The sequence below is a fragment of the Komagataeibacter sucrofermentans DSM 15973 genome (genome assembly GCF_040581405.1).
GTDB classification, from domain to species: Bacteria; Pseudomonadota; Alphaproteobacteria; order Acetobacterales; family Acetobacteraceae; genus Komagataeibacter; species Komagataeibacter sucrofermentans.
Genome location: NZ_CP137157.1, coordinates 823,301 through 848,780, shown reverse-complemented (window position 1 = coordinate 848,780; position 25,480 = coordinate 823,301). Strand labels below are relative to the sequence as shown.

Sequence of the window (25,480 nt, the reverse complement as noted above, 5' to 3'; positions counted from 1 at the left end):
TCAGATCAGCTCCCGCACATCGGTCAGGCATCCGGTCACGGCGGCCGCCGCCGCCATGGCGGGCGAGAGCAGGTGCGTGCGCCCGCCGGGGCCCTGCCTGCCCTCAAAATTACGATTGGACGTGGAGGCACAGCGCTGCCCCGGCGTCAGCCGGTCGGGGTTCATGCCAAGGCACATGGAGCACCCCGCCTCGCGCCACTCGAACCCGGCATCAAGGAACACCCTGTCCAGCCCTTCCTCTTCCGCCTGCGCCTTCACGATGCCCGATCCGGGCACGATCATCGCCCGCACGCCTGCAGCCACCTTGCGGCCTGCCGCGATGGCGGCGGCGGCGCGCAGATCCTCGATGCGGCTGTTGGTGCATGAGCCGATGAACACGACATCAACCGGCGTGCCCGCAATCTTCTGGCCAGCTTTAAGCCCCATATAATCCAGCATGCGCTGCATCTGCGCGCGCTTGCCCGGATCGGCCTCGGCTGCCGGGTCGGGCACGGTGCCGCTGACGGGGATGACCGTCTCGGGGCTGGTGCCCCAGGTCAGCACGGGGGTGATGTCCTCGGCGCGCAGTTCGACCACGCGGTCATAATGCGCGCCTTCGTCGGCAGCCAGCGTCTTCCAGTAGGCCACGGCCTCGTCAAACGCTTCACCCTTGGGGGCGAAGGGACGGCCGCGCACGTATTCGAACGTGGTCTCGTCCGGTGCGACGAGCCCGGCGCGGGCACCGGCCTCGATCGACATGTTGCACAGCGTCATACGGCCCGCCATGTCGAGTTCACGGATGGCCGAACCCGCGAATTCGATCACGTGCCCCGTGCCACCCGCCGTGCCGATATGGCCAATGATGGCGAGCATGATGTCCTTGGCGGTGACGCCGGGGCCAACCTGCCCCTCGACCACGACCTTCATGTTCTTGGCAGGCTTTTGCAGGATGGTCTGGGTCGCCATCACATGCTCGACCTCGGACGTGCCGATGCCAAACGCCAGGGCCCCCATCGCGCCGTGGGTGGAGGTATGGCTGTCGCCGCACACGATGGTCATGCCCGGCAGCGAGATGCCCTGCTCGGGGCCCACCACGTGCACGATGCCCTGCCGCGCCGAGAGCAGCGGGAAATACGGCACGCCGAATTCCTTCACGTTGCGCTCGAGCGTCTCGATCTGGTTGCGGCTGTCCGCCTCCTCGATGGGCTGGGTGCGGTCGGATGTGGGCACGTTGTGGTCGACCACCGCAATCGTCGCATCCGGGTGGCGCAGGCGGCGGCCGCTCAGGCGCAGGCCTTCAAACGCCTGCGGGCTCGTGACTTCATGCACGAGGTGGCGGTCGATGTAGAGGATGGCCGTCTTGTCCGGAAGGGTTTCGACCACATGGCTGTCCCATATCTTGTCGAACAATGTGCGCGGGGCCATCTTGCTTTTCCTCTCCCGGACGGAAACAGGCCGCCATCACGCGCAGGGTGCGCACGCGACAGGCAGCCAGAAAATCTTGCATGAAACGGTTCGCCCGTTTCCACCATGCGGCGGGAAACGGGCGAAGGGTCAGTCTGTTACTCGGCTGCTGCGATCGCGGCGGGTGCAGCCACTTCGCGCTTGCGCTCGGCAATGCGGGCGGACTTGCCGCGACGGCCACGCAGGTAATACAGCTTCGCGCGGCGGACAACGCCACGACGCACCACGGCGATCTCGGCAATGGTGGGGGAATACAGCGGGAACACGCGCTCCACGCCTTCACCATTGGAAATCTTGCGCACGGTGAAGTTGCTGTTCAGGCCCTTGTTGGAGCGGGCAATGACCACGCCTTCGTAGTTCTGCACGCGCTTGCGGGTGCCTTCAACCACTTCCACGCCAACGCGCACGGTGTCACCCGGCGCGAATTCGGGCACCGCGCGGATGGCGGTCAGGCGGGCGATCTCTTCCGCCTCGTACTTCTGGATAACGTTCATGATCCGGTCCTCGTTCGATAGGATTTCATGTTCAGTTCAGCCGGTCCGCATCGGCATGGGGGCCTGCGATCCGGGGAGTGTCTTGACCCGCGCGGGCCTGATAGGCCGCCCACAGGTCCGGCCGACGCGCCTGCGTCACCGTCTCGGATGCCGCGTGCCGCCATTTGGCGATCGCGGCATGATGACCGGACAGCAGGACCTCGGGCACGTCGCGCCCGTCCCATTGCGCCGGCTTGGTATAAAGCGGATATTCAAGCAGGCCATCGGCAAAGCTTTCCTCAACCGCGCTTTCGCCCGATCCCATCACGCCCGGCAGCAGCCGCACGCAGGCATCAAGCAGCACCGTTGCCGCCACTTCCCCGCCCGAGAGGATGTAATCCCCGATCGAGACCTGTTCGGCACCCGAGGCTTCGAGCACGCGCTCATCCACCCCTTCGTAGCGGCCACACAGCACCACAACGCCCGGACCCGCCGCATAACGGCGGATATCGGCCTGCGCCAGCGGGCGACCGCGTGGCGTGGGATAGACCAGCGGGCGACCGGCACGCTCGATACCGGCAATCGCCGCCGCCACCACGTCAGGCCGCATGACCATGCCCGCGCCACCGCCAAAAGGCGTGTCATCCACCACCCGGTGGCGCCCCAGCCCGTAGTCACGCATGTCACGCGCCTCCATGGACCAGATGCCACGCTCGAGCGCACGCCCGGCCAGCGACTGCCCCAGCGTGCCGGGAAACATGGCGGGGAACAGCGTCAGCGCCGTTGCCTGCCAGGTCATGGTGCGTCATCCGCGTGGCTGGTGCCGGGAAAGCATTCGACCGGAACCTCGATCTCGTCGGGCAGGCAGACGTCAATCCACCCTGCGCGCACGTTCACCACCGGCACGCAGCCTTCGGTGAACGGCAGCAGGATGTTGCCCCCTGCCCCATCGATTTCAAGGCTGGTGCCAGCGCCATAGTCATGCACGGCCATCACCCGGCCAATCACCCGCCCGCTGCCCTGCTCGCGCACGTCCAGCCCGACCAGATCGGCGAAGTAGAATTCGTCCGCATCGGGTTCGGGCAGGCTGGTGCGCGGCACGTACAGCTTGCGGTTGACCATCTGGTGGGCGGCTTCGCGGCTATCAATGGCATTACCCGCCGCATCATGCAGCCGGGCGATGCCATTGCCATGCCATGTCAGCCGCCACGGGCGCCCCAGATCATCGACCAGGCCCGCATAGGTGGCCAGATCTTCCGCCACGGCGGTGTAGCTGTGCACGTGCACAAGCCCCCGCACGCCATGCGGACGACCCACCACACCCATCAGGACCTGATCGTGGTTCATGGGATGACTGCCTGCCTTTCCTGCCTGTCTATCGCGTCAGTTACGCTGCGGCTGCTTCGGCAGCGGCGGCGGCACGCTCCTGCGCGCGCTTCTTGGGCGCGGACTTCTTGGGCTGCTCGTTCCAGGTCGGCTTCGGCGCCAGGCCAGCGTTACCCAGGAAGCGGGCCACGCGGTCGGTCGGCAGCGCGCCGTTGGACAGCCAGTGCGTGATGCGCTCGGCAACCAGACGCACGCGGTCAGCATGGTCGGACGGCAGCATCGGGTTGTAGGAACCCACGCGCTCGATGAAGCGGCCATCACGCGGGGAGCGGCTATCAGCCACGACAATGTGGTAGTAGGGGCGCTTCTTGGCGCCTGCGCGGGCGAGACGGATCTTGAGGCTCATTTAAGATTTCTCCAGACAGTAGAAAGACAAAAAGAAAAAACGGGAACGACGCTCAGGCTCAGCCGAAAGGTGGCCGCCCGCCGCCGCCCGGGGGGCGACCCCCGTTTGGCATGAGTGCGGACAGACCCTGACGCATCAGTCCCTTCACGCCCAACTTGCTGAACCGCTTCATCATGGAGGCCATCGCGTCATACTGCTTGAGCAGACGGTTGATCTCCTGCACGGTCGTACCGGACCCGCTGGCGATGCGCTTCTTGCGCGAGGCCTTGATGATGGAGGGCGTGCGCCGCTCCTTGCGGGTCATGGATGAAATGATGGCCTGATGGCGCTTGAGCACGGAGGTATCAAGCTCCTTGTCGCCCAGCGCGTCCTTCAGCTTGCCCATGCCCGGCAGCATGCCCAGAATGCCGGAAATGGACCCCATCTTGTTGATCTGACGGATCTGGGCGGCGTAGTCATCCAGATCGAACTTGCCCTGCATCATCTTGAGGGCGAGCTTCTCGCTCTCCTCATGATCGAGGGTATCGGCCGCCTTTTCCACCAGCCCCGCGATGTCGCCCAGGCCAAGGATACGGCCGGCAACACGCTCGGGGTGGAATTCCTCCAGGGCATCGAGCTTCTCGCCCGAGCCGGTCAGCTTGATCGGCGCACCCGTGATCGCGCGCATGGACAGGGCGGCGCCGCCACGGGCGTCACCATCCATGCGGGTCATGACCACGCCGGTAACACCCACGGCCTCGTTGAACGCCTTGGCGGTGTTGACCGCGTCCTGCCCGGTCATGGCATCGACGACGAGCAGCGTTTCCGCCGGGTCGGTCGCGGCCCGGATGGTGCGGACCTCGTCCATCAGCGCTTCATCGATGGACAGGCGGCCTGCGGTATCGAGGATGACGATGTCATACCCCTCGCGTCGGCCCGTATCCATGGCGCGCTCGGCAATCTGCACCGGCGTCTGGCCCGCGATGATGGGCAGCGAGGCCACGCCCGCGCGCTCGGCCAACTGGGCAAGCTGCAACTGGGCGGCGGGGCGCTGGGTATCGAGGCTGGCGAGCAGCACCTTCTTGCGCTCGCGCTGGGCAAGGCGGCGGGCGATCTTGCCCGATGTGGTGGTCTTGCCCGAGCCCTGCAGGCCGACCATCAGGATCGGCACCGGCGGGGCGGCATTCAGGTTGAGGGGAACGGCGCCGGCGCCGCCAAGGGCATCGATCAGCGCGTCATTGACGATCTTGGCAACGGCCTGACCGGGCGAGATGCTGTCGAGCACCTCATGGCCCACGGCGCGTTCGCGCACCTTGTTGACGAAATCCTTAACGACAGGCAGCGCCACGTCGGCATCAAGCATGGCCAGACGCACTTCGCGCATTGCTTCCGTAACATCTGCTTCCGACAGGGCCCCGCGCTTGGCAAGACCATCGAACACACCGGAAAGCTTGCCTGACAGCGTCTCGAACAACGTATTTCCCCAAAAGAAGACGCGCCACTGCGCGAACCCTCGCGAAGTGACGTGCCTGATTAGTCGGGCGGATGTATCGCGCCCTGCCCCTGCGTGTCAAGCATTGCGGGGACTCCGCAACAAAAAACGGCTGCCAGGCACGAAGCCGGGCAGCCGCTCATGTTCCGCTTACCTGCGCGGGGCAGGCAGGACGGTCTTACTTCTTCGCATCATCCGGCGACTGCGGCGGCGCGGTCAGCGCGTGCAGCTGCTCGTGCAGGCTGTCGATCTTGTCCTGCGTCGCGTGGATCTGGTTCAGCTGGTCGGGTGTGAGAATGTCATGAATGCGGATGGCCGTCTGCAGGCGGGCGGCTTCATGGCGCTGGTGGATGGCCGTGATCTGCTGCTGCAGGCCAACGATCTGGGATTCATCAACCTTGCCCGGCGCCACCAGCAGGGCCTGGATCTGCTTGTGCAGCCCGTGCTCCTGTTCCATGTCGGCGTGGAAATCGGGGTGGCTGTCCTTCAGGATCGCCTGCAGCTTCTTGTGCTGGGCCGAGGTCAGCTGCACGTTGCCAAGGAACGGCATGCCATAGGCGCCACCACCCGGGCCACCCATCGGGCCGGCCATCATGCCACAGCCACCACCCGGCGGCGGGGGCGGCGGGCAGTGGTGATGCTTGGCGAAAGCCTGACCGGAAAGTCCGGTTGCCATACCGCCAACGATCGTGGCAGCGAGAATCAGTTTCTTCATCATGGGAACCAAGTCTACTCCTGTTATAACCTGCGTCATACCCTGCATACAGTCTGCGGCTGATACAAGGCCTGTAAACGCAACGCTACATCACCCCATCGGGTTCAACAGGGGCAAACTTGCTACAAAATGTAAGGTCAGCCCGCGCGGCTAGCCAAAACGCCCGGTAATGTAGTCCTGCGTGCGCTTTTCACGGGGCGTGGTGAACATGCGGTCGGCGCTGTCCACCTCCACTACCTCGCCCATATAGAAAAACGCCACCTGATCGGCGCAGCGTGCGGCCTGCTGCAGGTTGTGAGTGACAATGGCGATGGTGAAATCGGCCTTCAGTTCATCAAGCAGTTCCTCGATCCGCGCGGTCGAGACCGGGTCGAGCGCACTGGTCGGCTCATCGAGCAGCACCACCTCGGGGCGGGTGGCGATGGTGCGCGCAATGCACAGGCGCTGCTGCTGCCCGCCGGAAAGGGCCGCCGCCGAATCGCGCAGCCGGTCACGCACCTCGGGCCACAGGGCCACGCGCCTGAGCACGTCTTCCACCCGCGCATCCATCGCCGCGCGGTCAAGCCGCTCATGCAGGCGCACGCCAAAGGCGATGTTGTCATAGATCGACATGGGGAAAGGCGTGGGCTTCTGGAACACCATGCCCACGCGCGAGCGCAGCACGTTGAGGTTCACCTTGGGGCCAATGATGTTGCAGCCATCAAAGATCACCTCGCCCGTGGCGCGCTGGCCGGGATAAAGATCGTACATGCGGTTGAGCACGCGCAGCAGCGAGGACTTGCCGCAGCCCGAAGGCCCGATCATGCCCGTAACCTGCCCTTGCGGGAAGTCGATGGAGATGTTCTTGAGCGCATGGTGCGCGCCGTAATAGAAATCGAGGTTCCGCACCGAGATCGCTGCGGGCGCGGCATCGTTTTGCGCGACTGTCATGTTCATTTCCTGTTACGTCCCAGCCCCAGCCGCACGGTTATGTTGATCATCAGGATGCCCGTTGTAATCAGCAGCGCGCCGGTCCAGGCCAGCGCGGTCCAGTCCGCATAGGCCGCCCCCGCATACTGGTAGATGGTGACCGGCAGGCTGGCCATGGGTTTGCCGGGGGCTATAGACCAGTTCATGTTGCCCAGCGAGGTGAACAGGAGCGGCGCCGTCTCGCCCGATACGCGGGCCAGCGCCAGCAGGATGCCCGTCGCCACCCCTTCACGCGCGGCGCGCAGGCACACGAACAGGATCATCCGCCACCGTGGTGCGCCCAGCGCAATCGCCGCCTCGCGCATGGCCAGCGGCACGAGGCGCAGCATGTCCTCGGTGGTGCGCACCACCACCGGCACCACCAGCATGGACAGCGCCAGCGCCCCCGCCAGCCCTGAAAAATGCCCGCTCGGCACCACCACGATCATGTAGATGAACAGCCCCACCAGAATGGACGGGGCCGACAGCAGCAGGTCGGACACGAAGCGGACAAAATTGATCAGCTTCCCGTCAGTAGCGGTGAACTCGGCAAGGTAGATGCCCACCAGCAGCCCTACCGGCGCCCCGATCAGCACGGCAAGTCCGGTCTGGATCAAGCTGCCCACGATGGCGTTGGCCAGTCCCCCCGCCTGCCCCGGCGGCAGGGTCACATGCACGAACGTAACCCAGCGCAGGCCGCCCACCCCGTTGCGCACCAGCACGAACAGGATGGAAAACAGCATGAGCAGCACCAGCACGGTCGCCGCCCAGCACAGGGTGGTGGCCACGCGGTCAACCATGCGGCGGCGGATGTCGGACACGCTGTTGCCCTGCCAGCGGGCACCGGCGCAGGGTGCCGCCTGCACGGTGGGGGTGGTCGGATGCGTGGCCATTATCAGCGGCCCGCCGCTTTGGTGCGCAGCAGCAGCCGCGAGCAGACCAGCGTGCCAAGCGAGATAAGCATGAGCAGGAACCCCGCCGCCATGAGAGAGGAAAATTTGAGGCTGCCCACGGCGCTTTCGGGGAATTCGAGGGCGATGAGCGAGGCGATGGTGTTGCCCGGCGAGAACAGTGACCAGCCGATATGGTTGGCGTTGCCGATAACGAAGGTGATGGCCATCGTCTCGCCCAGCGCGCGGCCCAGCCCCAGCATCACGCCACCCACCACCGAGGAGCGCGACCATGGCAGGATGATGCGGCGCACCACCTCCCACCGGGTCATGCCCAGCCCGTAGGCGCTTTCCTTCAGCACGGCGGGCATGGACAGGAACACATCGCGCATTACCGCACAGATGAAGGGCGTGATCATGACCGCGAGGATCATGCCGCCGGTCAGGAAGCCGGTGCCGTATGGCGCGCCACGGAACAGCGTGCCGATGCCCGGCACCCGGCCCAGCGTGTGGCTGGCCAGCGGCTCGACATAATGCGCCATGAACGGCACCAGCACCGCAAAGCCCCACATGCCGAAGATGATGGACGGCACGGCGGCCAGAAGCTGGATGAGGGTGCCGATCACGCCCGCGATCCGCGCCGAGGCGATCTCGGTCAGCCACACCGCAATGCCGAAGGCCAGCGGCACGGCGAGAAGAATGGACAGCAGCGCCGTGATGACCGTGCCGAACATGGGGGCGGCAGCGCCAAAATGCTGGGTGACGGGATTCCATGCCTTGTCGAACACGAAGCCCAGCCCGAATCTGGCAAACGCGCCGCGCGCGCCCCAGGCCATGACGGCAACCATGCCCCCCAGCCCCAGCAGGATCAGGGCCGCGCTACAGCGGACAATGGCGGCGAATACGGCATCCCCGTTTCCCTTTACCGCCCCGGTCAGGGCCGAAGGGGATGTTGCAGACCGCTCCATACAGAAGACCTCCGTGCCGCCACACGCATCAAAGTTCTCAACATTCGCGCCCGCAGGCACACCGGAATGCCGGGACCAATACTGGACCGGATGGCGGTTCTGCAACCGTCATGATCGCCCAAGGGCGAAGTTTGCGCCAGATCGTTGTATTTTTGTGCAATTCCGGCGGCAATGCCGCGCGTTATTTCACCGCAGCCAGCAGCAGGTCACGCAGCACGCCCCGCGCCGCATCAACCGACATGCGCTCGAGCACAAGCGCATTGGGCTGCCCGCCTGAACGCTGGGGAAGCTGGATCACGGTCATGCCACGGGTGAACGTGCCGCAGCATTCCACCGCCACATGAGCCAGATGACCGCTGAACAGGGCAGGCGCCACCAGCGCCAGCAGGGGCGCTGCCGCAGCCAGCGCAAGATCCGCCCCGTTGCCGCCGCCACGGCCCATGCGGGCGGCCACCAGATCGGCATGCACCCTGCCCGCGACCGAGGCAGGATCATGCCCCATGGCGGCAAGCGGCTCCATCCACACCGCATCCGCCACGAAGCGGGAGGTGCAGTCGAGCGGCACAAGGGTAAGCGGCACATCCATCCCCAGCACGACGGATGCCGCCTCGGGGTCGGCCGCGATATTGCGCTCGGCCACCGTCGTCACGTTGCCCGGCACATGAAAGGCGCCACCTGCCATGACCACGCCATGCAGATGCGCCGCCAGATCAGGGGCCTGCACCATGGCAAGCGCCAGCGTGCTCAGCGGACCACTACAGCACACCGTCACGCTATCAGGCGGGCAGGCGCGTATGGCCTGCACCAGTTGCGCCGCGCCCAGTCCGTCATGGCCCGCAGGCAGGGCGCGCCCCGCGCCATGAGACGGCACCATCGGGCCGGGCACGCCTGCGTAAATGCCCACATCCGCCAGGCCGTTCTGGTCCAGCATGTCACGCGCATGGGCCATGGCGGCCCCGACCTCCGTGCCCGCACCGCTGAACAGCACGCCTGCCACGCGCACATGCGCGGGTAGCTGGAGGGCGGCCAGCAGGGTTGCCGCTGCCTGCGCGCCGGGCGTCAGATCAAGAATGATGGGGCGTGTCATGGGCATCCTGTCCTGCATGGGTTGCGCGGTGTGCTGGTGGTGGCCTGTTACAACAGTTCCGTCAACCGTGGCCTGTTGGGTGGGCTAAAAAGCCGGTGCGGCAAACAGAAGAAAGTGCTTGGTGCCGCTTTTTTCAAAAATCCGCAAAAAACGCCGCCTTTTTGAAAAAAGGAGGCATCAAAAAACTTTTATCTTTTTAAAAACAACACATTAATCAATATCCGCATGGGCTGGCCGCCAGTACAGCGCCCGCGCTAGAAGCCTGTCCACCCCCCACCACAGCAGCACGGTCATGACCGCCAGCACGGCAAGGGTTGCAAACATGAGGTCGGTCTGGAAGCGGGTATTCGCCGTCTGCATGAGAAAGCCCAGGCCGGAGGATGCCCCCACCCACTCCCCCACCACCGCCCCGATGGGGGCAATGACCGTGGCCATGCGCACGCCGGTGGCGAAGGCGGGCATGGCGGCGGGCAGGCGTATGTGCACCAGCACGCGCCAGCGCGTGGCCCCCATGGTGCGGGCCAGATCCATCCACCCTGCCTCGGTCTGGCGCAGGCCATCGCCGAGTGCCGAGGTAACGGGAAAGAAGATGACCAGCACCGCCATCACCACCTTGGATGTCATGCCGAATCCGAACCACAGCACCAGCAGCGGCGCGAGCGCGAAAACCGGCACGGCCTGACTGAGCAGCACCATGGGCATGACCCACCGCCGCAGGGGCGCCCACAGCGCCATGGCGATGGCAAGCGCGCTGCCCGCCCCGATGCCAATGCCAAGGCCGAGCAGCGTTTCCTCCAGCGTGGTCAGGGCCGCAGGTTCAAGCTGGGCGCGACCCGACCACAGCGCGCGCGCCACGGCATCGGGCGCAGGCAGCATATAGGGCGGCACCTGCCCCCACCGCGCCAGCGCTGCCCACAGGGCCACCAGGCCGGCACAGGTCACCACCGGGCGCAGCACCGCCATGCCGCGACGGGAGGAAACGGGTCGTGTCATCGCCCCCTCCCCCGCAGTTTGCATGACAGCACGCGCAGCATCGACGCAGCCTTCACCGGGCATGACACCCTTATGCCGCGAAAAGAGACGGGTTCTGCCCTTGCTACGGATGCGACCACATGGCGGGCGATGGACCGTATCATTGCCCCTTCCTCCTCAGCCGAAGCGAGAGCACATGCGCCCCCGTCAGGGCGCGGGAACGGATGAGACATGTCATTGCATCATGCGCCGCAGCAGGCTGGCCTGCGCGCGCAGCACCGCCGGGGCGTCGACCGGGCGCGGCACAGTGCCCCCGGGCACGTCCAGGCGGCTCATGGTGGCGGGGTTGCCTGCCATGAGCAGCATGGTATCGGCCAGGCGGCAGGCCTCGAGCGGGTCATGGGTAATCAGCACCACGGTGCGCTCGGCCAGCATGCGCCCGGCCAGATCCTGCATGCGGGCGCGCGTTATGCTGTCGAGCGCGGAAAAGGGTTCATCCATCAGCACCACGGGGCGGTTTTCATACAGCACCCGGGCAAGGGCCGCGCGCTGGCGCATGCCACCAGACAGGGCGGCAGGGAGTGCTGCCGCCTGATCGGCCAACCCCACGCAGCCCAGCAGATGGCGCGCGCGGGCAAGGTCGGCCCGCTCGCCACGCAGGCGCGCGCCCAGTGTCACGTTATCAAGCACGCTGGCCCAGGGCAGCAGCAGGTCCTGCTGGCCCATCCACGCCACCCTACCCGCAAGGGGCAGGCCATCATCAGCCACAATGCGCCCGTAATCCGGCACGGCCAGCCCACCGATCATGCGCAGCAGCGAGGTCTTGCCCACCCCGCTTGCGCCAAGCAGCACGGTCATGTGCCCGGCAGCCACAAGCAGGTCCAGCCCGCGAAACAGCGGGGCATTGCCAAAGTCCAGCCCGACGCCTTCAAGCCGGATGCCGGGGGGCGGCGGTGTCATTTTTTACGTTTGGGGTAGGCGATGCCCAGCGCATCACGCGCGGCGGTGGCCATCTGGTCCACGCGCTCGTTATTCACGTCGCCCGAATGGCCGCGCACCCATTTCCACTCGATCTCGTGCTTTGCGCTGATGTCGAGCAGCCGCCGCCACAGGTCCATGTTGGCCACCGGGTCGCCCGCCGCATTGCGCCACTTGCGCCGCACCCAGCCGGTGCTCCAGCGGGTTATGCCGTTGCGCACGTATTCGCTGTCGGTATGCAGCACCACGCGACAGGGGCGCTTGAGCGCCTCGAGCGCCTCGGCTGCGGCGGTGAGTTCCATGCGGTTGTTGGTGGTCTCCGCCTCGCCGCCAGAAAGCTCGCGCTCCTGCCCGCGAAAGCACAAAAGCGCCCCCCAGCCACCGGGGCCGGGATTGGGCTTGCAGCCGCCATCGGTCCAGATTTCAACCAGATCGGTTGCGGGCTGCGTGACCTCAGCGGGGGCCGTGTCTTCACTCATGCGGGAAATTCCTGACCCAGATGGGCGGCAAAGAATTCCATGCGCGCCAGATAATCAAGCGGGTTCTTGCGCGTGACCAGCGCATCGGGCGGGGTGTTGATCCAGTCATACAGCCGGGTGAGCGTAAAGCGGATCGCCGCCCCCGTGGCCAGCGTGGTCAGGGCCAGGTCTTCCGCCGCTTCCAGCGGGCGCACATGGCGGTAGGCCGCAATCATGGCCGCCGCCCGCGCGGGCACGAAACGGTGCGTGGCGTCAAAGCACCAGGCATTGATGGTAATGGCCAGATCGTAGGCATACCAGTCCGTGCAGGCGAAATAGAAATCGATGATGCCCGACAGCGCGCCATCACGGAAAAACACGTTATCGGGGAACAGGTCGGCATGGATCTGCCCACGCGGCAGGCTGGGGTTGTTGCCCGTGCCCGGCCAGGCGGGCAGCACGCGGGCCAGAACCGCCCCGATGTCGCGCACAAGGCCGGGACGCAGTTCATCACCGCGCGCACGGCAGGATTCAAGCAGCCCGGTCCAGACCTGTGGCCCCATGGAGTTGGGGCGCTCGGCCACGAATCCCTCGCCGAGCAGGTGCAGCCGCGCCATGGCGGCGCCCACCTGCGCGCACATATCCACATCCACCGCCGCAACACCCTTGCCGGGCAGGAAGGTGGTGATGGCAGCGGGCCTGCCACACAGCTCACGCAGCGTGCGGCCCTCGCGGTCGGCTACGGGCAGCGGGCAGGACAGCCCGCGTGATGCCAGATACTGCATCAGCCCGAGGAACCATGGCAGTTCCTCGGGGTTCACCCGGCGCTCGTAGAGCGTGAGGATAAAGGTGGCTTCGGTGGTCTTCAGCAGGAAATTGCTGTTCTCCACCCCTTCCGCAATGCCGTGGCAGGCGACGGGCCTGCCGATGTCATAGCCTTCGAGAAACGCAGCCAGCGCATCTTCCGGCACTTCGGTATAGACTGCCATGTGACGGTACGGATCAGCCCAGCGGCGCCGGCAGGCGGAAGGCCACGTTTTCTTCCTTCACGGTGATTTCCTCGATCTCGAGCGTGAAGCGCTTGGCGAGTGCCGCCACCATTTCCTGCACCAGCGATTCCGGAGCGGACGCGCCAGCCGTGATGCCCAGCGTGGACACGCCATCAAGCGCCGACCAGTCCAGCGCGTTCAGGCGCGGCACCAGCAGAGCGCGCGGCGCGCCCGAGCGCTCGGCCACCTCGCGCAGGCGCTGCGAGTTCGACGAGTTGGGCGAGCCGATCACGATCACCAGGTCGCAGCCCGGCGCGATCGCCTTGACCGCTTCCTGGCGGTTGGTGGTGGCGTAGCAGATATCCTCGCGGCGCGGGCCTTCGATCAGCGGAAAGCGGTCGCGCAGGATGTCCACGATCTCCGCCGTATCATCAACCGAGAGCGTGGTCTGGGTAATGAAGGCCAGCCGTGACGGATCAGCGGGCTGGACGGTGCGGGCTTCCTCGGCATCGTTGATGAGGGTGACGGCGCCCACGGGCAGCTGGCCCATGGTGCCCACCACTTCAGGGTGACCGGCGTGGCCGATCATCAGGATATGGCGGCTTTCCGGCCCGCCATCGGCGAAGTGGCGCTCGGCCTCGCGGTGCACTTTCGAGACCAGCGGGCAGGTGGCGTCAAGATAGAGCAGGTTGCGGCGCATGGCCTCGGCCGGCACGGTCTTGGGCACGCCATGGGCCGAGAACACGACCTGGCCATCGGCGGGCACTTCATCGAGTTCCTCGACAAAGATCGCGCCCTGCGCCTCGAGCGCCTCGACCACGGTGCGGTTATGCACGATCTCGTGGCGGACGTAGACCGGCGCGCCATAACGGCGGATTGCTTCCTCCACCACGCGGATGGCACGATCGACACCGGCGCAGAAGCCGCGCGGCCCTGCGAGCAGCACCTTGAGCACGCGGGGCGGGGCATCGGCGGCGGTATTATCGGGCGTATGAATCATCTGGTCGGGCATGGTGTTCCCCAAACATCCGGCGGGCGGTATAGGATACGGGCCGCGATCTGCTACAGTTGCGGCGCCGGCATCCCGAGCGATGGACCCGGCCCTACGCAAACCACGGCAATGGCGCAAGCCATTTTCCCGTTCATCCTAACGTATTCTGCCATGCCTGTCCTCCCCCCTCGCCATGCCACCCGCCCATTGCCCCCCGCGCCATGCCCGCGCCATGGGGCTTCATTCACACCTGACCTAGCCGGAACGCCCGCATGATCCCTGCCCCTGTGTCGCCGCGCCTGTGGCGCAATGCCCTGAAAATCTGCACGGTCGCGGGGCTGTCCCTGCTGGGCGCGTGCGAGGGCGAATCCGATTCGATCGATTTCGCCCCGGCCTGCCCGGTGGTGGAAATTCCGGGCGAGGCAGCGGATTACTACCAGTACACCGGCAATGACCACGACGTGACCCACCTCGTGGCGCGCGCCAGCCTGACGCGCGTGGTCGGCTCGTGCGAGGAAGGCCAGCACCGCACGGTCATGACCAACATGAAGATTGGCCTGCATGTCGAGCGCGGACCCGCCTCGGGCGTCAATTTCGTCAACATCCCGTATTTCGTGGCTGTGGTGTTCAATGGCGAGATCAAGAGCAAGAAGGAATTCGTGGCCCATGTCTCGTTTGCTGACGGGCGCATGCAGGACCTGACCCACACCCGCGACATTCCCATCACGCTGCCGGTGTCGCGCCATATCCACAGCGACCAGTACCATATCGAGATCGGCTTCCAGCTCACCAAGGCGCAGCTTGACTTCAACCGCGCCCATCTTGTCATGCCCACCTTCCACAAGATGTAAGGCCGTCCCGTGCCCGACCGCGCAGCAGATATGACGGAACTGACCTGGCGCGGCGTGGTGATCGGCGCGCTGATCACCGTCGTCTTCACCGCGTCCAATGTCTATCTTGGCCTGCGGGTCGGGCTGACGGTGGCCACCTCCATCCCCGCCGCCGTCATTTCCATGGCGGTGCTGCGCGCGCTGGGTGGCGGGACGATCCTCGAGAACAACCTCGTGCAGACCCAAGCCTCGGCGGCGGGCACGCTGTCCTGCGTGTTTGCAAGCCTGCCCGCGCTGGTCATGGCCGGGTTCTGGCAGCGTTTTCCCTTTCTGCAGACCGCCGTGCTCACGGCGGCGGGCGGCATGACGGGCGTGCTGTTCACCATCCCGCTGCGCCGGGTCATGCTGGCTGACCCGACCCTGCCCTTCCCCGAAGGGGTGGCGGCAGCCGAGATCCTGCGCGCGGGCCACCATGGGGAAAGCCCCGGTGGCCTGCGCGCGCTGGTGCACGGCGGCATCCTTGCGGGCGGCTTCACCTTCGCCTCGGCGGGGCTGCGGCTGCTGGGCGATGGGGTTACCGCCTCGCTCACCTACGGGCTTTCGGCCTTCCGGTTTTCGCTCGGCTTTTCGCCAGCACTGCTGGGTGCGGGTTACCTCGTGGGGCTGGAAGGCGGTCTGGCCATGCTGCTGGGCGCGCTGCTGACATGGGAAATCACCATTCCGGTCATGGCGCACATGCTGCCGCACCCGCCGGGGCTGAGTGCAGATGACTTCGCCACGCAGATCTGGAAGGACAAGGCGCGTTTCATGGGTGTGGGGCTGATTGGCGTCGCCGCCATCTGGACCGTGCTGCGCATGGGCCGCCCGCTGCTGGGCAGCATGCGCGGGCTGCTGGCGCGCCCATCCACCCCGGCAGGGCGGCCCGCCCGCACCGACACCGACCTCTCGCCCCGCGCCATGCTGGCCGTGGCCGGGCTGGTGGTCGTGACGATTGGCGGCATGTTCGTGGCCTTTTCCACCTCCGTCGGGCTGGCATCGGCGCTGGTGGCCGCGCTGGCGGGACTTGCGTGCTGCCTTGGGCTGGGGCTGTTCGTGGCGGCGGCGTGCGGCTACATGGCGGGACTGGTGGGATCATCATCCTCGCCGCTGTCGGGCGTTATCATCCTGGCGGCGATGTGTCTGGCCTGCGTGTTCGTGGCGCTGCGGGCGATTGGACTGTTTGCCGGGGCGGAGGGGCAGCATTTCACCATCGGGTTCTGCCTGTATGCGCTGACCGCCATCACCGCCTCCGCCGCCATTGCCAATGACAACCTGCAGGACCTGAAAACCGGCCGCATGGTGAATGCCACGCCATGGCGGCAGGAAATCGCCCTGCTGATCGGCTGCGTAACCGGGGCCGTGGTCATTCCGCCCGTGCTGAACGTGCTGTACCAGACCTATGGCTTTGTCGGCGCCATGCCACATGCGGGCATGGACCCGACGCAGGCGCTGGCCGCCCCGCAGCCTGCGCTGCTGCTCATGATTACATCAGGCATTTTCCTGCATCAGCTTGACTGGAGCATGCTGGGGCTGGGAGTGGCTGCGGGCTGCGGGCTGATTGCGCTTGATGGCGCCCTGCGCCGCAGCGGGCGCGGCGCGCTGCCCCCGCTGGCCGTGGGCATTGGCATCTACCTGCCCATGAGCATTTCCATGACGCTGGCCGTGGGCGCGCTGCTCGGCCATGTCATGATGCGGCTGACAAAAGGCGCAGGCCGCCATCAGGGCACCATGGTCGCCTCGGGCCTGATCGTGGGCGAAAGCCTGACCGGGGTGGTGCTGGCCTGCCTGTCCGCCGCAAGCGGGCGTGACGCGCCGCTTTCGCTGCGGCCCGCGGGCATGGGCGGCCTGCTGCCCGAACTTGCGGGGCTTGTGGCCTTCTGCGCCCTATGCCTGTGGTTTGCCCGCGCGCAGCGGGGCGGCACGGGCGGATAAGCCCATCAGGGGGCATGGACGCAGGCCCGCTTTCCATGGCACCCTGCCTGCATGTCCCGCCCTTTTGACAGCCTCGCCTTTCCCCGCCCCGCGCGTGATGCGCTGGCCCTGCGCTTCGGCCAGGTCTCGACCCTGCTCGACCAGGGCCGCGTGGCCGATGCCGCCGGCCTGTTCGATACGATCCGCCGCGATTATGAAAGCTGGTCCGCACTGGTCGACCTGCGCTTTGCACAGGACACCACCAGCCCCGCCGCCAAGGCCGACCGTGACTATGCCGATGGGCTGGGCCCGTATGTCACCGCGCATGAAGTCACCCTCAAGCGCAGGCTGCTTGAATATCCCGACCCCACGGCGGTGGCCCAGGTCGTAACCCCGCACACGCTGGAACTGTGGCGCACGGACATCACCACCTTCGACCCCCGCATTGCCGATGCGCTGGAGGAGGAAGCCCGCCTGAGTGGTGAATACACCGCCCTGCTGGCCAGCGCGCGCGTGGAAATCGATGGCCAGCAGGTCAACCTGTCCGGCCTTGCGCCCTATGCCGAGAGCACCAACCGGACCGTGCGCCAGCAGGCCGAAGAACTGCGCTGGGCGTTCTTTGCCAAAAACGCGACCCGGCTCGACACCCTGTTTGATGATATGGTGCACCTGCGCGATGGCATGGCACGCACGCTGGGCTATGACAGCTACATTCCGCTGGCCTACCGCCGCATGCGCCGCGTGGATTACGGGCCAGCCGATGTGGCGCGCTTTCGCGATGACGTGCAGGCGCATGTCGTGCCGCTGGTGCATGACATCTTGCAAAAACGCGCCGCCACCATGGGGTGGGAGGTGCTGCATTCATGGGATGAACCGCTGATCGACCCGCTGGGCAACCCACGCCCCGCAGGCGGCCATGACGTGCTGATGGCGCGCGCGCAGACCATGTTCGACCGCATGGGCGGCGATCTCGGTCCCTTCTTTGCCCAGATGCGCGAGAACGGCTATCTCGACCTCATCAACCGGCCGGGCAAGGCGGGGGGTGGGTTCTGTACGTCCTTCCCCACGGTGGGCATGCCGTTCATCTTCGCCAACTTCAACGGCACGCAGCACGACATCAACGTGTTCACGCACGAGATGGGCCATGCCTACCAGAACTGGAAAAGCCGCAAGCTGCCCGCCATCGACCTGCTGTGGCCGACCATGGACGCCGCCGAGATCAACTCGATGGCGCTGGAATTCCTCACCTGGCCGCATATCGACCTGATGGTCGAGCCCGGACAGGGCGAGCGCTACCGGCGCATGCACCTCATCTCGTCGCTCGCCTTCCTGCCCTATGGCGTGTGTGTCGATCATTTCCAGCACGAGGTCTATGCCCGCCCCGACATGACCCCCGCCGAGCGCCATGCCGTGTGGCGCGACCTTGAGCAGCGCTACCTGCCGTGGCGCAACTATGGCGGCCTGCCCCACCCCACCATGGGGGGGCGATGGCAGGCGCAGGGGCATATCTACCGCTCGCCGTTCTATTATATCGATTACGCGCTTGCCCTGTGCTGCGCCATGCAGTTCTGGATTCGCAGCCGCGATGACGCGCCGGGTGCGCTCAAGGCCTATGTCGACCTGTGCGCACGGGGGGGCGCGCAACCCTTTACCCGCCTTGTGCGTTCGGCCGGGCTTCAGTCCCCCTTCCAGCCCGGCACGCTGGCCGATGTGGTGCGCACCGCGCGCGCCCTGCTGGATGACTGAAAGCGGGAACCTGTTCTAGAGCGCTGCCTTTTTTGAAATAAGGCGGCGTCTTCTGAAGCTTTTTGAAAAAAGCTTCACCAAAACCTTTTGTTTTTCATCAATCACTTAAAAACGTGCTCTTGCCTCAGGGGGAACGCATGCCCACCAACACGCCCACGGTTGCCCGCACCCTTTACAAGACGCTGGCCGTGCTTGGACTGACGGTGCTGTTCATGCTCAGCCTGCGCCTGAGCACCACCGTCGCCGGTCTGGTCGACCGCATTGCAGGCACCGATATGTGGCTGTCCGTCTACCGCCTTGCAGGCGCCACTGATGAGACCGAGCAGGAACGGCTGATCGTGATGGCGGTGGCCCTTGTGTGCTGCCTGCTTGCCATAGGCGTGGTCGAAATCGCTGACCGGCTGCTCATGCGCCGCAGCGCTCCCAGAAAAAAGTGAGTTCATGCTTGTTGTGCCACAGATGCAGCACGCGCCCACCGGGAATGGCGGCAAAGGCATCGGCCGTGTCGTGGTCGGTCTCGCCCTGGAATTTGATGGTCATGACAATTCGTGCCGCCCGGCCTGAAGCAATCCACCGCTGCGCCAGCGCAAGCAGGCGGGTGGGATAGGCGATGATGTCGGAGAACAGCCAGTCCACCGGCGCGCAGGCGGCGGGGTCCAGCCCGAAGGCGCTTTCATAGCGGCATGTCACGTTGGGCAGGGCGGCCACGCTTTCGTCCAAAGGTGCGCGGTCAATGGCCGTGACATGCGCGCCCTGGCTGGCTGCAACCCATGTCCAGCCACCGGGGCAGGCCCCAAGGTCGATGCAGGTCTCGCCTGCCACGGGCCAGCGGCCAAGGCGGAACAGCGCCTCCCATAACTTGAGGTAGGCGCGTGAAGGCGGGTCGGTACGGTTCTCGACAAACGCCACCTCGCCATTGATGAACGGCGAGGATTTGGTGGGCGAAAGCAGCAACTGGTCCGGGGCCAGCAGCGTCCAGCCGCCCAGATGGGCATCGGGCGGGGTGGCGGGAAAGCTGACCGGCCTCGGCCGCACCGGCGGCAGGGCATCGGTAATCAGGGCGCTACGGCGGTGGAGCACGGGGGCATAACCGGCCCAGTTGCGCTGCAGGCCGCGCATGATCCGCGCCGCACCCTTGATGGAGGGCACCGCGTGCAGTTGCGGCGTATCCCATATGTCAATCGCCCACAGGCTGGCCACGGGCGGCCGGGCTGACAGCGCCAGCCGTCCATGCCAGCACAACTCCCCTGCCCCCTTACGCGCAAGTTCCTGCTCCAGAACATCCTCAAAGCCGGGTGCGGCCAGATAGGCGCTGCGCACGGGCCACGCGGGCTGCGTGTGTAATTCAGGCTGCGTGTTCATGCGCGCATGACCCCCACCGCCAGCAAAAGCCACGCCCCCATCAGGATGCTGCCCCCCGTTGGCGCTACCGGACCGGGATGGATGCCCCAGAACGCCGTGAGCGCCACGCCCACGCTGAACAGGACGGTACCCGCCGCCATGAGGCAGCCGGAAAGGGAAATGAGCGTGCGGCACCCCTGCTGGATCATCAGCACCGCAATGCCGATCATGGCCAGTGCGTGCCACATCTGCATCTGTATGGCCTGCCGGGCCATGTCACGCCCGCCCTCGGCAAAGAAACGGTCAGGCAGATGGGCGGTCAGCGCCCCGCCCATAACGGCACAGAACGCGGCCAGCGCCGCAAAACACAACAGGAACCGGACAACAGTAGGCATTCAGGGTATCCGCAAACAGGGTGACAACCCGCACACAAAGCGGGCGGGCACACCCTACTCCCGGCATGGGCGCATCGTATAGGCCAGCCCGGCGTGAGGGCGGGTGCAGGCCAGCAGACCAGATGACTGCGCCCGGCATGCCCCGATTCAGGATTAGGAAAGTTTTCCTTTGCTCTGCCCGATCACATTTGCCCGCCATAATGGGCCACTATTGTGCCCCGCTGGCTTTGTATGGCGACCCAAAACTGATAAACCGGGTGAGCATTCAGTAAAACCACCTGAATTTTACACGTTGGGAAGATGAAAGCATGAAAAATTACGCCGTCTGGTTTCTTTGCGCGTCTGTCAGCCTTCTTCCCGTAGCAGGCCTTGCGGCACGTCCTGCCACTGCACCCGCCGCGCCCCCTGTGGCAGCACCCGCGCCGAGCCTGCCGCCGCTGACGGAATCCGATTCCACCTTTTCTGAAAACGTGTCGGCCCTGAACGCATTCGAGATCACCATCTCCAAAATGGCCACAACGGAGGCCAAACGGCGGAAAGTGCAGGAATTTGCCACGCGATCGGTCAGGCTGCACACCACCAACGAGGCTGCTCTCTCCGCCCTCGCGCTCAAGCACGGGCTGACCCTGCACAAGGACATGAGCCCGGACGAGGAGGACGTCGCAGCCCAGCTCAAGACTGAAAGCGGCGCCAAGTTCGAGCGCGATTACCTCGACCTGCAGGCGCAGGCCGCAAGCGATGCGCTGGCCATGTTCCAGAACGAGGCGGAATCCGCCTCCGACCCCGAACTCAAGACCTATGCCTCCACCACGGCGGACACGCTGCAGACCCTGCTCAACGATTCCCTGAAGCTGGGTGCCGCCAAGCCTTCACGCTGAAGACTGCGCGTTGCCATGACTGATAAACGTTTTCAGGTGCTGCCTTTTTCCAAAAAGGCAGCGTTTATCTGAAGCTTTTTGAAAAAATCTTCGCTAGAAACTTTTGATCTGCAAAATGTTTTCTGGAACTTATTAAATATATAAATGCCATTTTACTTGAAAACGCTTTCATTACTTCCCTCATGACAAACGGATAAATCCATGAGCATTCGCATCGACCGGGTCGTGACCCGTGGCGGCGACACCGGACAGACCGCGCTGGGCAATGGCACGCGCGTGGCCAAGGACTCGGTGCGCATCGAGGCCCTTGGCGCCCTTGATGAAGCCAATGCTGTGATCGGCCTGCTGCGCGCGACCCTGCCTGCGGGCCGGAACGCCCGTTTCATTGCCTGGCTGCAGGGGCTTCTGTTCGATATTGGCGGCGTGGTGTGCATGCCCGCCAATCCGCCCCGCGCGCTGGCGCAGGGGGCCGTAGCGGTCAAGGCCATGGAAGACGAGGTGGAGCACCTGCGCGCGCATATTCCGCCGCTGGCCAGCTTCGTCCTGCCCGGCGGCACGATGGCCGCGGCCCACGCCCATCTGGCGCGCACCGTGGTGCGGCGGGCGGAGCGACGGCTGGCCACGCTGGCGCGCAGCGAAAACATCGGCCCCGATATTCCCGCCTGCATGAACCGCCTGTCCGATTACCTGTTCGTACTCGGGCGTCACCTCAATGATAACGGGGCCGGTGACCTGACATGGACTCCGGCCTCTCCGCCACCCACGGCGGAATGAGGGCTTTCAGCCCGGCAGGCGGTCCAGATGAAGGCATGCCTGCTCGGCCAGATGGGCCTGCGGGGCGTTGACATCGAGCACCATGACCACCTCATGGTGCATGTCGGGTTCTTCCAGCGTGGCGAACTGGCTGTCGAGCATGCCAACCGGCATGAAATGCCCCGTGCGCTGGCGCAGGCGCGGGGCAATATCTTCCCTGCTGCCCTTGAGGTAGACAAAGCATACTTCTGCATGGCCATTGCTGATCCGCTCACGATAGGCGCGCCGCAGCGATGAACAGGTCACGATGCCGCACTGCCCCTGGTCACGCCAGGCCTGTATCTCGGCGGCAATGCGGTCGAGCCAGGGGGCGCGATCCTCATCGGTCAGGGGAATGCCGTTGCTCATGCGCGCGATATTGGCGGGCGGATGCAGGTCGTCGCCTTCAATGACAGGCCAGCCCATGCGCGCGGCCATAAGCTGGGCCACGGTGCTCTTGCCACACCCTGATACCCCCATCACCACCAGCACGCGCGGGCGCGCCGCCTGCCCGAGCCTGCGAGAGAGAGAGACCGCAACGGCATTTTGCCCATTGTCACACATTCTGTATCCTGCCGGATATTACGGAAAAGACATTATCGCGCGTTATCTGGCCCAACTCCCCCCCAGAATGCAAGTGACGGCTACCGTGCGCTGGCGCCAATACAGCGAATTCCATTATGAATGATGCTGTATTTTTTGTTTGAAACTGAAATAATATTATCGATTTATATCCTTTACCCTGTTTAATTTATTGGAATTTTGTTAAAAATATTATGACATAATAATTATGTCATTCATTATTATATTTACCTTCATACCTCTTGCGCAGACCGCCCAAAAGGCATTATATAATCAATCAATCACTGAAAAACAGACACCATCGGCATCCCGGCCAGAGGAATAATTTCCTAAAAATGGCCCGTTCAACATCTCGCATGGTGCATTGAGTTATCGAGAGTTCTGCTGTGTCATCTTATAACGATTTTCTTTCCTTCCCGAAGGAAGAAGACCAGAGCCCCCAACGCGACGAAGTCAATGAAACCGCCTTCCGCCAGGCGCTCGAGCGCCTGGGCAAGGGCAAGCCGCGCAGCTCCGGCACGCCCACCAAGGCCCCACAGGCCAAGGCGCGCCCCGTGCGCCAGGCCGACCCCACCCAGCGCCGCCGCAAATTCGTGCAGGATGGCGATGTGCGTGTCGAACATCATTCGCTGACCACCGGCCGCGCTTCGCCGCGCGTGCTGCACGCCCAGCCTGAAGACCGGGGCGAGACGGAGCAGCTGCGCCACAAGATCCAGTTCGAGCAGAAGCTGCGCGAGGAAGCCGAACTCCGCCTTTCCGAAGCGCAGGCGCAGATCCGCTCCCTGACCACCCGCATTGGCCATGCCGATGTCATCGCCGCCGAGCACAAGACAAAACTTGCCGAACGTGATGCCGAAATACTGAGCCTGCGCGCCGAACTCTATGCCGCGCGCGAAGAAGCCGACCGCCTGCGCGAGGAAGCCAGCCGACACAAGGCCAGAAACCGCGTGACGGAAAACCGGATCGTACCGGCTGCCCCTCCCCAGACGGGCGACGACGCGGCTGACCCCAATGAACCCGAACCCGTAAAGTGGTGGTAACGCCAGCCGCAAGCCGCCGTGCCCATGGAACCCGATGAGCCCCCGCGCAACCCTGCGGCCCGGCAGAGACAGGTCGGACTGATCATTGTCGCCACCTGCACCAGCATGAGCCTCGCCATCATGGTGCTGTTGCCGCTGGTCAGCGGGTTGATCAACCTGCTGCGCGACATACTCGGCGTGCTGATCCTGCCCTTTTCTTTCATGTTCGGGTTAGGCGGCGGCACGCAGGAGCAGTCGCCCACACTTTTGCGCCTGCTGGCGGACATGGGGCTCCAGACGCAGTTGCACCCACTGCGGCTTGGCGGGGCGGCGGTGCTGGAACTCGTGGCGGTCTTTCTGTTTGTCATTGCCGAGCGTCTGGGCGGCCGCACCGGCTACGTGGGGGCCTGTGCCGCCTCGGCAGGGGCGATCGTGCTTTCCGGCCTGCCGCTGGCCACGCCGCTCCTGCCCGCCATCCTGACCGAGGGGGTTTTCCTGCTCAACCCGCCCTCGCCCGATCCTGACTGAAAGATGCTGCAAAAAAAATGCCGCCTCTGTTCAAAACAGGGCGGCATCCGGCTTCTTTGACCAGTCTGCTGTCAGGAGAGCCCATCGACAAACCGCGCAAGGCGCGTGCAGCATTCCGTAAGAATGTCGTCACTCGTGGCATAGGACAGGCGCAGGTAAGGCCCCTGCCCGAAGGCCGAGCCATGCACCACGGCCACATGCTGCTCGGCAAGCAGGGCGATGGCGAAATCCTCGTCCGTGTTGAGCATCCGGCCACCCGCTGTCCTGCGCCCGATGCAGCCTGCAATGCCGGGATAGGCATAAAATGCCCCGTGCGGCATGGCGCAGGTCAGGCCGGGAATGGCGCGCAGGGTTGACACCACCATCTCGCGCCGGCGGGCATAGACCGCGCACATCTGCGCAATAATGTCGGGCGGCCCGTCAAGGGCGGCGGCAGCAGCAGCCTGGCTGATGGAACAGATGCCCGAAGTGGCGCTGCCCTGTATGGCGGTCATGGCGCGGATGAGTGGCGTGGGGCCGCCCACGTAACCCACTCGCCAGCCGGTCATGGCATAGGCTTTCGACACGCCATTCAGGGTCAGGATACGGCCCTTGAGGTCGGGGGCGACGGCGGCGAGCGAAGCATGACGCAGCCCGTCATAGAGCAGGTGCTCGTATATCTCGTCGGAGAGCACATGCACATGCGGGTAGCGGCGCAGCACCTCGGCCACGGCTGCAAGATCCGCCTGCCCCATGGTGCCGCCGGTGGGGTTGTTGGGGAAGTTGAGGACCAGCCATTTGGTGCGTGGCGTGATCGCGGCCTCGAGCACCTCGGGCCGGAGACGGAAATCATCGACCTCATGGCAGTCGGCATAAACCGGCGTGCCGCCAAACATCTCCACAATCAGCGGGTAGCTGACCCAGTACGGGCGCGGAATGACCACTTCATCGCCCGGCTGCACGGTGGCCATGAACGCATTGAAGATGACCTGCTTGCCCCCGTTCGAGACCATGATCTCGCCCGGCGCGTAGTCCAGCCCGTTCTCGCGCGCGAATTTGCGCGCGATCGCGGCCTTGAGCGCGGGCGTACCGTCAACGGGGGGGTATTTGGTCTGCCCGTCCAGCGCTGCGCGATGCGCCGCCTCGATCACGGCGGGGGGCGTTGCGAAGTCTGGCTCGCCCAGGGCCAGCGAGAGCACTTTCTCCCCCTTCGCGCGCAGTTCACGCGCGCGCTGCGCCATGGCGATGGTGGCGGGCACTCTCAGGCGCTCCATCCGCTGCGCAAACAGCGGATGGGCAAGCCCTTCATTCCTGTTCATGGCCAT

General features: G+C 65.1%; 28 protein-coding genes. 8 read left to right on the top strand and 20 right to left on the bottom strand.

The annotated features are described in order from the left end of the window. The 16 genes from leuC to ispH all read right to left on the bottom strand — a co-directional run bounded on the left by leuC (nt 1) and on the right by ispH (nt 14,136). Entirely contained in the window at nt 1–1,404 is a 1,404-nt protein-coding gene (leuC, locus tag R5N89_RS04005) for a 3-isopropylmalate dehydratase large subunit (protein ID WP_110568868.1), read from the bottom strand. Between the two features lie 137 nt (nt 1,405–1,541). Continuing rightward, entirely contained in the window at nt 1,542–1,937 is a 396-nt protein-coding gene (gene rplS / locus R5N89_RS04000; RefSeq protein WP_110568869.1) for a 50S ribosomal protein L19, read from the bottom strand. Nucleotides 1,938–1,968: 31 nt separating this feature from the next. Next, nucleotides 1,969–2,715, bottom strand: a complete 747-nt coding sequence (gene trmD / locus R5N89_RS03995; protein WP_110568870.1) for a tRNA (guanosine(37)-N1)-methyltransferase TrmD — start codon at nt 2,713–2,715, stop codon at nt 1,969–1,971. Next, a complete protein-coding gene (gene rimM / locus R5N89_RS03990) occupies nt 2,712–3,263 on the bottom strand; it encodes a ribosome maturation factor RimM (protein WP_110568871.1) in 552 nt (183 codons plus the stop codon). The genes trmD and rimM overlap by 4 nt, the downstream gene beginning before the upstream one ends. 40 nt (nt 3,264–3,303) lie before the next feature. Continuing rightward, nucleotides 3,304–3,648 carry a 30S ribosomal protein S16 gene (gene rpsP, locus R5N89_RS03985; protein WP_010506467.1) on the bottom strand — a complete coding sequence of 115 codons (345 nt, stop codon included), beginning with the start codon at nt 3,646–3,648 and terminating at the stop codon, nt 3,304–3,306. 58 nt (nt 3,649–3,706) lie between these two features. Continuing rightward, complete coding sequence (ffh, locus tag R5N89_RS03980) at nt 3,707–5,101, bottom strand: signal recognition particle protein (RefSeq protein WP_110568872.1); 1,395 nt, start codon at nt 5,099–5,101, stop codon at nt 3,707–3,709. A 196-nt stretch (nt 5,102–5,297) separates the two neighbouring features. Next, nucleotides 5,298–5,837 carry a periplasmic heavy metal sensor gene (locus R5N89_RS03975; protein ID WP_110568873.1) on the bottom strand — a complete coding sequence of 180 codons (540 nt, stop codon included), beginning with the start codon at nt 5,835–5,837 and terminating at the stop codon, nt 5,298–5,300. A gap of 147 nt (nt 5,838–5,984) precedes the next feature. Further along, nucleotides 5,985–6,770 carry a phosphate ABC transporter ATP-binding protein PstB gene (pstB, locus tag R5N89_RS03970; RefSeq protein WP_110568874.1) on the bottom strand — a complete coding sequence of 262 codons (786 nt, stop codon included), beginning with the start codon at nt 6,768–6,770 and terminating at the stop codon, nt 5,985–5,987. Beyond that, complete coding sequence (pstA, locus tag R5N89_RS03965; RefSeq protein WP_110568875.1) at nt 6,767–7,675, bottom strand: phosphate ABC transporter permease PstA; 909 nt, start codon at nt 7,673–7,675, stop codon at nt 6,767–6,769. Before pstA ends, pstB begins: the two co-directional genes overlap by 4 nt. A gap of 2 nt (nt 7,676–7,677) precedes the next feature. After that, entirely contained in the window at nt 7,678–8,640 is a 963-nt protein-coding gene (gene pstC / locus R5N89_RS03960; RefSeq protein WP_110568918.1) for a phosphate ABC transporter permease subunit PstC, read from the bottom strand. A gap of 181 nt (nt 8,641–8,821) precedes the next feature. Continuing rightward, nucleotides 8,822–9,727: a nucleoside hydrolase gene (locus R5N89_RS03955; RefSeq protein ID WP_110568919.1), complete on the bottom strand. Its 906-nt coding sequence runs from the start codon at nt 9,725–9,727 to the stop codon at nt 8,822–8,824. A 210-nt stretch (nt 9,728–9,937) separates the two neighbouring features. Further along, on the bottom strand, nt 9,938–10,720 hold the full coding sequence (locus R5N89_RS03950) for an ABC transporter permease (RefSeq protein WP_110568876.1): 783 nt from the start codon (nt 10,718–10,720) through the stop codon (nt 9,938–9,940). 213 nt (nt 10,721–10,933) lie between these two features. Continuing rightward, complete coding sequence (locus R5N89_RS03945; RefSeq protein ID WP_110568877.1) at nt 10,934–11,659, bottom strand: ABC transporter ATP-binding protein; 726 nt, start codon at nt 11,657–11,659, stop codon at nt 10,934–10,936. Next, nucleotides 11,656–12,156 carry a ribonuclease HI gene (rnhA, locus tag R5N89_RS03940; protein WP_110568878.1) on the bottom strand — a complete coding sequence of 167 codons (501 nt, stop codon included), beginning with the start codon at nt 12,154–12,156 and terminating at the stop codon, nt 11,656–11,658. Before rnhA ends, R5N89_RS03945 begins: the two co-directional genes overlap by 4 nt. After that, nucleotides 12,153–13,124, bottom strand: a complete 972-nt coding sequence (locus R5N89_RS03935) for a homoserine kinase (RefSeq protein ID WP_110568879.1) — start codon at nt 13,122–13,124, stop codon at nt 12,153–12,155. Before R5N89_RS03935 ends, rnhA begins: the two co-directional genes overlap by 4 nt. A gap of 13 nt (nt 13,125–13,137) precedes the next feature. Next, nucleotides 13,138–14,136, bottom strand: coding sequence for a 4-hydroxy-3-methylbut-2-enyl diphosphate reductase (ispH, locus tag R5N89_RS03930; protein WP_078524456.1), 999 nt, complete (start codon nt 14,134–14,136; stop codon nt 13,138–13,140). 251 nt (nt 14,137–14,387) lie between these two features. On the opposite strand from ispH, the gene R5N89_RS03925 reads away from it, so the two are divergent. The 4 genes from R5N89_RS03925 (at nt 14,388) to R5N89_RS03910 (ending at nt 19,078) form a co-directional block, all read left to right on the top strand. Continuing rightward, complete coding sequence (locus tag R5N89_RS03925) at nt 14,388–14,966, top strand: hypothetical protein (RefSeq protein ID WP_110568880.1); 579 nt, start codon at nt 14,388–14,390, stop codon at nt 14,964–14,966. A 30-nt stretch (nt 14,967–14,996) separates the two neighbouring features. Then, entirely contained in the window at nt 14,997–16,916 is a 1,920-nt protein-coding gene (locus tag R5N89_RS03920) for an OPT family oligopeptide transporter (RefSeq protein WP_110568881.1), read from the top strand. A gap of 51 nt (nt 16,917–16,967) precedes the next feature. Next, nucleotides 16,968–18,641 (top strand): M3 family oligoendopeptidase, encoded by a 1,674-nt coding sequence (locus R5N89_RS03915; RefSeq protein ID WP_110568882.1) that lies wholly within the window; start codon nt 16,968–16,970, stop codon nt 18,639–18,641. Between the two features lie 137 nt (nt 18,642–18,778). Then, the gene (locus R5N89_RS03910; protein ID WP_110568883.1) at nt 18,779–19,078 is read left to right on the top strand and encodes a hypothetical protein; all 300 of its coding nucleotides are present in this window, start codon (nt 18,779–18,781) and stop codon (nt 19,076–19,078) included. On the opposite strand, the gene R5N89_RS03905 is transcribed toward R5N89_RS03910, so the two are convergent. After that, nucleotides 19,047–20,003: an SAM-dependent methyltransferase gene (locus tag R5N89_RS03905; protein WP_110568884.1), complete on the bottom strand. Its 957-nt coding sequence runs from the start codon at nt 20,001–20,003 to the stop codon at nt 19,047–19,049. The genes R5N89_RS03910 and R5N89_RS03905 overlap by 32 nt on opposite strands. Continuing rightward, nucleotides 20,000–20,377, bottom strand: a complete 378-nt coding sequence (locus R5N89_RS03900) for a DUF423 domain-containing protein (RefSeq protein WP_110568885.1) — start codon at nt 20,375–20,377, stop codon at nt 20,000–20,002. Before R5N89_RS03900 ends, R5N89_RS03905 begins: the two co-directional genes overlap by 4 nt. Nucleotides 20,378–20,685: 308 nt before the next feature. On the opposite strand from R5N89_RS03900, the gene R5N89_RS03895 reads away from it, so the two are divergent. Continuing rightward, nucleotides 20,686–21,255: a DUF4142 domain-containing protein gene (locus tag R5N89_RS03895; RefSeq protein WP_110568886.1), complete on the top strand. Its 570-nt coding sequence runs from the start codon at nt 20,686–20,688 to the stop codon at nt 21,253–21,255. 201 nt (nt 21,256–21,456) lie between these two features. Beyond that, on the top strand, nt 21,457–22,029 hold the full coding sequence (locus R5N89_RS03890) for a cob(I)yrinic acid a,c-diamide adenosyltransferase (protein ID WP_110568887.1): 573 nt from the start codon (nt 21,457–21,459) through the stop codon (nt 22,027–22,029). Between the two features lie 6 nt (nt 22,030–22,035). Here the strand turns inward: R5N89_RS03890 and R5N89_RS03885 are convergent, their stop codons facing one another. Then, complete coding sequence (locus R5N89_RS03885) at nt 22,036–22,611, bottom strand: gluconokinase (RefSeq protein ID WP_110568888.1); 576 nt, start codon at nt 22,609–22,611, stop codon at nt 22,036–22,038. 404 nt (nt 22,612–23,015) lie between these two features. On the opposite strand from R5N89_RS03885, the gene R5N89_RS03880 reads away from it, so the two are divergent. Then, entirely contained in the window at nt 23,016–23,669 is a 654-nt protein-coding gene (locus tag R5N89_RS03880) for a hypothetical protein (protein WP_110568889.1), read from the top strand. Nucleotides 23,670–23,693: 24 nt separating this feature from the next. Continuing rightward, nucleotides 23,694–24,176, top strand: a complete 483-nt coding sequence (locus R5N89_RS03875) for a hypothetical protein (RefSeq protein WP_110568890.1) — start codon at nt 23,694–23,696, stop codon at nt 24,174–24,176. Nucleotides 24,177–24,247: 71 nt separating this feature from the next. Here R5N89_RS03875 and R5N89_RS03870 read toward each other — a convergent pair whose 3' ends face one another. Continuing rightward, nucleotides 24,248–25,474, bottom strand: coding sequence for a pyridoxal phosphate-dependent aminotransferase (locus R5N89_RS03870; RefSeq protein WP_110568920.1), 1,227 nt, complete (start codon nt 25,472–25,474; stop codon nt 24,248–24,250). Nucleotides 25,475–25,480: the final 6 nt, after the last annotated feature.

What these genes read in the sequence shown, in the direction of transcription:
- leuC (WP_110568868.1), bottom strand. Translation starts at nt 1,404, where the DNA reads ATGGCCCCGCGCACATTGTTCGACAAGATATGGGACAGCCATGTGGTC.
- rplS (WP_110568869.1), bottom strand. Translation starts at nt 1,937, where the DNA reads ATGAACGTTATCCAGAAGTACGAGGCGGAAGAGATCGCCCGCCTGACC.
- trmD (WP_110568870.1), bottom strand. Translation starts at nt 2,715, where the DNA reads ATGACCTGGCAGGCAACGGCGCTGACGCTGTTCCCCGCCATGTTTCCC.
- rimM (WP_110568871.1), bottom strand. Translation starts at nt 3,263, where the DNA reads ATGAACCACGATCAGGTCCTGATGGGTGTGGTGGGTCGTCCGCATGGC.
- rpsP (WP_010506467.1), bottom strand. Translation starts at nt 3,648, where the DNA reads ATGAGCCTCAAGATCCGTCTCGCCCGCGCAGGCGCCAAGAAGCGCCCC.
- R5N89_RS03975 (WP_110568873.1), bottom strand. Translation starts at nt 5,837, where the DNA reads ATGATGAAGAAACTGATTCTCGCTGCCACGATCGTTGGCGGTATGGCA.
- pstB (WP_110568874.1), bottom strand. Translation starts at nt 6,770, where the DNA reads ATGAACATGACAGTCGCGCAAAACGATGCCGCGCCCGCAGCGATCTCG.
- pstA (WP_110568875.1), bottom strand. Translation starts at nt 7,675, where the DNA reads ATGGCCACGCATCCGACCACCCCCACCGTGCAGGCGGCACCCTGCGCC.
- pstC (WP_110568918.1), bottom strand. Translation starts at nt 8,640, where the DNA reads ATGGAGCGGTCTGCAACATCCCCTTCGGCCCTGACCGGGGCGGTAAAG.
- R5N89_RS03955 (WP_110568919.1), bottom strand. Translation starts at nt 9,727, where the DNA reads ATGACACGCCCCATCATTCTTGATCTGACGCCCGGCGCGCAGGCAGCG.
- R5N89_RS03950 (WP_110568876.1), bottom strand. Translation starts at nt 10,720, where the DNA reads ATGACACGACCCGTTTCCTCCCGTCGCGGCATGGCGGTGCTGCGCCCG.
- R5N89_RS03945 (WP_110568877.1), bottom strand. Translation starts at nt 11,659, where the DNA reads ATGACACCGCCGCCCCCCGGCATCCGGCTTGAAGGCGTCGGGCTGGAC.
- rnhA (WP_110568878.1), bottom strand. Translation starts at nt 12,156, where the DNA reads ATGAGTGAAGACACGGCCCCCGCTGAGGTCACGCAGCCCGCAACCGAT.
- R5N89_RS03935 (WP_110568879.1), bottom strand. Translation starts at nt 13,124, where the DNA reads ATGGCAGTCTATACCGAAGTGCCGGAAGATGCGCTGGCTGCGTTTCTC.
- ispH (WP_078524456.1), bottom strand. Translation starts at nt 14,136, where the DNA reads ATGCCCGACCAGATGATTCATACGCCCGATAATACCGCCGCCGATGCC.
- R5N89_RS03925 (WP_110568880.1), top strand. Translation starts at nt 14,388, where the DNA reads ATGATCCCTGCCCCTGTGTCGCCGCGCCTGTGGCGCAATGCCCTGAAA.
- R5N89_RS03920 (WP_110568881.1), top strand. Translation starts at nt 14,997, where the DNA reads ATGACGGAACTGACCTGGCGCGGCGTGGTGATCGGCGCGCTGATCACC.
- R5N89_RS03915 (WP_110568882.1), top strand. Translation starts at nt 16,968, where the DNA reads ATGTCCCGCCCTTTTGACAGCCTCGCCTTTCCCCGCCCCGCGCGTGAT.
- R5N89_RS03910 (WP_110568883.1), top strand. Translation starts at nt 18,779, where the DNA reads ATGCCCACCAACACGCCCACGGTTGCCCGCACCCTTTACAAGACGCTG.
- R5N89_RS03905 (WP_110568884.1), bottom strand. Translation starts at nt 20,003, where the DNA reads ATGAACACGCAGCCTGAATTACACACGCAGCCCGCGTGGCCCGTGCGC.
- R5N89_RS03900 (WP_110568885.1), bottom strand. Translation starts at nt 20,377, where the DNA reads ATGCCTACTGTTGTCCGGTTCCTGTTGTGTTTTGCGGCGCTGGCCGCG.
- R5N89_RS03895 (WP_110568886.1), top strand. Translation starts at nt 20,686, where the DNA reads ATGAAAAATTACGCCGTCTGGTTTCTTTGCGCGTCTGTCAGCCTTCTT.
- R5N89_RS03890 (WP_110568887.1), top strand. Translation starts at nt 21,457, where the DNA reads ATGAGCATTCGCATCGACCGGGTCGTGACCCGTGGCGGCGACACCGGA.
- R5N89_RS03885 (WP_110568888.1), bottom strand. Translation starts at nt 22,611, where the DNA reads ATGTGTGACAATGGGCAAAATGCCGTTGCGGTCTCTCTCTCTCGCAGG.
- R5N89_RS03875 (WP_110568890.1), top strand. Translation starts at nt 23,694, where the DNA reads ATGGAACCCGATGAGCCCCCGCGCAACCCTGCGGCCCGGCAGAGACAG.
- R5N89_RS03870 (WP_110568920.1), bottom strand. Translation starts at nt 25,474, where the DNA reads ATGAACAGGAATGAAGGGCTTGCCCATCCGCTGTTTGCGCAGCGGATG.